Genomic DNA, 4,612 nt, shown 5'->3' with positions numbered 1-4,612 from the left:
GGGCTCGCCACCTCGCAGCCGAGCCCGGCGTCGGCGAGGAGCCGCAGGACCGGGACGAGCGGGGCGGCCTTGACGGCGAAGGCGTGCAGGACGGGGGTGCCGGGCGCGAGGGCGGCCGCGAAGGCGCCGGTCAGGGCGGCGGCGGAGGCCCGGATGCCGGCGACGTCCAGCAGGCAGGCCAGGGGCTCCGCGTCGGCGCCCCCGCCCACGAGACCCTGCTCGACGGCGGCCCGTACGGCCAGATCCCGGCGCGCCGCGGCGCCCACGGCAGCACCCTTGCCCACGGTGTTTGCGGCCATGTCGGCCATCCCATCATCCGACGCGGCCGCCCGCAGCTGTTGACTGAATCTATTCAGGGAGCGAGGATGTGAATAGATTGACCAACATCGGAGGAGGCACCGCCATGTCAGGACCCCGCCCCGTACGGGCCGCGCGAGGCACCGAGCTCAGCACCCTGGGATGGCAGCAGGAGGCCGCGCTGCGGATGCTGCAGAACAACCTCGACCCCGAGGTCGCCGAGCACCCCGACAAGCTCGTCGTCTACGGCGGCACCGGCAAGGCCGCCCGCGACTGGCGCTCGTACGACGCGATGGTCCGCACCCTGCAGACCCTCAAGCAGGACGAGACGATGCTGGTCCAGTCCGGCCGCCCGGTCGGCGTGATGCAGACCCACGAGTGGGCGCCGCGCGTCCTGCTCGCCAACTCCAACCTCGTCGGCGACTGGGCCAACTGGGAGGAGTTCCGCCGTCTGGAGCACCTGGGCCTGACCATGTACGGCCAGATGACCGCCGGGTCCTGGATCTACATCGGCACCCAGGGCATCCTCCAGGGCACCTACGAGACCTTCGCCGCCGTGGCCGCCAAGCTGCATTCGATTGGTAAGGGAGGGGTCGACGGCACCCTCGCGGGCACCATCACCCTCACCGCCGGCCTCGGCGGCATGGGCGGCGCCCAGCCGCTGGCCGTGACGATGAACGACGGCGTCGCGATCTGTATCGACGTCGACCCGCGCGCCATCGACCGCCGCATCGAGCACCGCTACCTGGACGTCAAGGCCGACAACCTCCGCCACGCCCTCCAGCTGGCCGTCGAGGCACGCGACGCCCGCAAGCCGCTCTCCATCGGCCTCCTCGGCAACGCCGCCGAGCTGCTCCCGCAGATGCTGGCCGAGGGCGCGCCCATCGACATCGTGACCGACCAGACCTCGGCCCACGACCCGCTCGCGTACCTCCCCGTCGGTGTCGACTTCGACGACATGGCCTCCTACGCCGCCAAGGACCCGGCCGGCTTCACCACCCGCGCCCGCGAGTCCATGGCCAGGCACGTCGAGGCCATGGTCGGCTTCATGGACGCCGGCGCCGAGGTCTTCGACTACGGCAACTCCATCCGCGGCGAGGCCCAGCTGGCCGGTTACGACCGCGCCTTCGCCTTCCCCGGCTTCGTCCCCGCCTACATCCGCCCGCTGTTCTGCGAGGGCAAGGGCCCCTTCCGCTGGGCCGCTCTGTCCGGCGAGGCCTCGGACATCCACAAGACCGACAAGGCCATGCTGGAGCTCTTCCCGGAGAACGAGTCCCTGCACCGCTGGATCAAGATGGCCGGCGAGCGCGTCCACTTCCAGGGCCTGCCCGCACGCATCTGCTGGCTCGGCTACGGCGAGCGCGACAAGGCCGGCGAGCGCTTCAACGAGATGGTGGCCGACGGCACCCTCGCCGCGCCGCTGGTGATCGGCCGCGACCACCTCGACTGCGGCTCGGTGGCCTCCCCGTACCGCGAGACCGAGGCCATGCTGGACGGCTCCGACGCGATCGCCGACTGGCCGCTGCTCAACGCCATGGTCAACGTGGCCTCCGGCGCCTCCTGGGTCTCCATCCACCACGGCGGCGGCGTCGGCATGGGCCGCTCGATCCACGCGGGCCAGGTCACCGTCGCCGACGGCACCCCGCTCGCCGGCGAGAAGATCCGCCGCGTCCTCACCAACGACCCGGGCATGGGCGTCATCCGCCACGTCGACGCCGGCTACGACATCGCCGAGTCGGTCGCCGACGAGCGCGGCGTCCGCGTCCCCATGCGCGAGGGCGACGACGCGTGACCTTCCACGAGATGTGGGCCGAGCTCGCGCCCATCGGCCGCGACGCCGGCACCGGCGGATACCGCCGGTACGCCTGGAGCGGGGCCGACGCCGACTGCCGGACCTGGTTCCAGGAGCAGGCCGAGGCGCGCGGGCTCACATACGAGACCGACCGCAACGGCAACCAGTGGGCCTGGCTCGGCGACCCCCTCGCGGGGGACGCCGTGGTCACCGGATCGCACCTGGACTCCGTCCCCGACGGCGGGGCCTTCGACGGCCCCCTCGGAGTGGTGTCCTCCTTCGCGGCGCTGGACGAACTCCGCAGGAGGAGCGCGGAGTTCTCCAGGCCGCTGGCCATCACCAACTTCGGTGACGAGGAAGGTGCCCGCTTCGGGCTCGCCTGCGTCGGCTCCCGGCTCGCCGCCGGGCAGCTGACCAAGGACAAGGCGTACGAGCTGCGCGACGCCGACGGCATCTCCCTGCCCCAGGCCATGGAGGCCGCCGGATACGACCCCGAGTCCATCGGGGCCGACCCCGAACGCCTAAGCCGCATCGGCGCCTTCGTCGAGCTGCACGTGGAACAGGGCCGGGCCCTGGACCTCTCCGGGGACCGGGTCGGCATCGCCTCCGCGATCTGGCCGCACGGCCGCTGGCGGTTCGACTTCCGCGGCGAGGCCAACCACGCCGGCACCACCCGGCTGGTCGACCGCCGCGACCCGATGCTCACCTACGCGGCGACCGTGCTGGCCGCCCGTACGGAGGCGGCCCTCGCCGGGGCCGTCGCCACCTTCGGCAAGATCTCGGTCGAGCCCAACGGGGTCAACGCGATCCCCTCCCTCGTACGCGGCTGGCTCGACTCCCGGGCCGCCGACCAGGCCATCCTCGACACGGTCGTCACGGCCATCGAGAAGGCCGCCCGCGAGCGCGCCGACCAGGACGGCATCGACCTCGGCATCGTCCGGGAGTCCTTCACCCCGGTCGTCGAGTTCGAGCACGCCCTGCGCGACGAGATGAACCGGATCCTGGGCGGTTCGGTCCCCGTTCTCGGCACCGGCGCGGGACACGACGCCGGGATCCTCTCGGCGGCCGTCCCGACCGCCATGCTGTTCGTGCGGAACCCGACCGGCGTCTCCCATTCCCCGCGGGAGTTCGCCGCCGAGGACGACTGCGTGGCAGGCGTCCTCGCCCTCGCCGACGTACTGGAAGGCCTGGCATGTCGTTGACGACGTACTGGCTGGAGCACGCCTGGCTCGGCACCCACGTCGAGCCGGGCGTCGCCCTGAGCGTGTCCACCGGCGGCTCCGGCGAGGGCCGCATCGACGCCCTGCGCACCGGCGTGCAGACCCCGCCGCCCGGCGCGCGGGTGCTGCGCGGCCTGACGGTCCCGGGGCTGGCCAACGCGCACAGCCACGCCTTCCACCGGGCCCTGCGCGGCACCGTCCAGGTCGGCTCGGGCACCTTCTGGACCTGGCGCGATCTCATGTACAAGGTCGCCCGGAACCTCACCCCCGACAGCTACTTCGCGCTCGCCCGCGCCGTCTACGCCGAGATGGCGCTGGCCGGCATCACCAACGTCGGCGAGTTCCACTACGTCCACCACGCACCCGGCGGCACCGCCTACGCCGACCCGAACGCGATGGGCGAGGCCCTGATCGAGGCCGCCGCCGCGGCCGGCATCCGGATCACCCTCCTGGACACCGCGTACCTGTCCTCCGGTTTCGGAGAGGCGCCCAACACCCACCAGCTGCGCTTCTCCGACGGCACCGCCGAGGCCTGGGCCGAGCGAGCGAGTGCCCTCAAGCCCCGCGACCACGCCCTGATCGGCGCCGCGATCCACTCGGTCCGCGCGGTACCCGCCGCCGAACTGGCCACCGTGGCCGCCTGGGCCGAGGAGCGCCGGGCACCCCTGCACGTCCACCTCTCGGAGCAGACCGCCGAGAACGACGCCTGCCTGGCCGCCCACGGGCGCACCCCGACGCAGCTCCTGGCCGACCACGGCGTGCTCGGCCCGCGCACCACCGGCGTCCACAACACGCACCTCACCGACACGGACATCGCGCTCCTCGGCGGGACCACCACCGGCACCTGCATGTGCCCCACCACCGAACGCGACCTCGCGGACGGCATCGGCCCGGCGACCCGGCTCCAGCACGCGGGCAGTCCGCTGTCCCTGGGCAGCGACAGCCACGCCGTGATCGACCTGCTCGAAGAGGCCCGCGCGATGGAGCTCGACGAGCGCCTGCGCAGCCGCACCCGGGGCCACTGGACGGCGAACGCGCTGCTCACCGCGGCCACCGAGGACGGCCACGCCGCCCTCGGGCGCCCCGACGCGGGCCGCCTGGAGACGGGCGCGCTCGCGGACTTCACCACGATCGCGCTGGACTCCGTACGCACGGCGGGTCCGCCGGCCCGGCTGGGCGCCGAGACGGCCGTCTTCGCGGCGACCGCCGCCGATGTCCGCCACACAGTGGTCGGCGGCCGCCACATCGTCCGCGACGGCGCCCACACCCTCGTCCCGGACGTCCCGTCCGCCCTGGCCGACTC

The 4,612-nt window shown here is 73.2% G+C and carries 3 protein-coding genes and 1 pseudogene; 3 read left to right on the top strand and 1 reads right to left on the bottom strand.

Annotation, left to right across the window (positions count from 1 at the left end; translation table 11 throughout):
* Positions 1-299, bottom strand: a pseudogene (locus tag ACWGIU_RS30405) (diaminopimelate decarboxylase); the annotation flags it as partial.
* 104 nt (positions 300-403) lie between these two features.
* On the opposite strand from ACWGIU_RS30405, the gene hutU reads away from it, so the two are divergent.
* The 3 genes from hutU to ACWGIU_RS30390 form a co-directional block, all read left to right on the top strand.
* Positions 404-2,089 (top strand): urocanate hydratase, encoded by a 1,686-nt coding sequence (gene hutU / locus ACWGIU_RS30400; protein ID WP_453711161.1) that lies wholly within the window; start codon positions 404-406, stop codon positions 2,087-2,089.
* A gap of 11 nt (positions 2,090-2,100) precedes the next feature.
* On the top strand, positions 2,101-3,291 hold the full coding sequence (locus ACWGIU_RS30395) for an allantoate amidohydrolase (protein ID WP_453711163.1): 1,191 nt from the start codon (positions 2,101-2,103) through the stop codon (positions 3,289-3,291).
* On the top strand, positions 3,282-4,612 hold a 1,331-nt coding region (locus ACWGIU_RS30390), incomplete at its 3' end, for a formimidoylglutamate deiminase (protein ID WP_453711159.1). The genes ACWGIU_RS30395 and ACWGIU_RS30390, both read left to right, overlap by 10 nt.

The sequence above is a fragment of the Streptomyces sp. NPDC054840 genome (assembly GCF_053611065.1).
The sequence above is the reverse complement of the archived record's forward strand: the minus strand, read 5'-3'. Positions and strand labels throughout refer to the sequence as shown.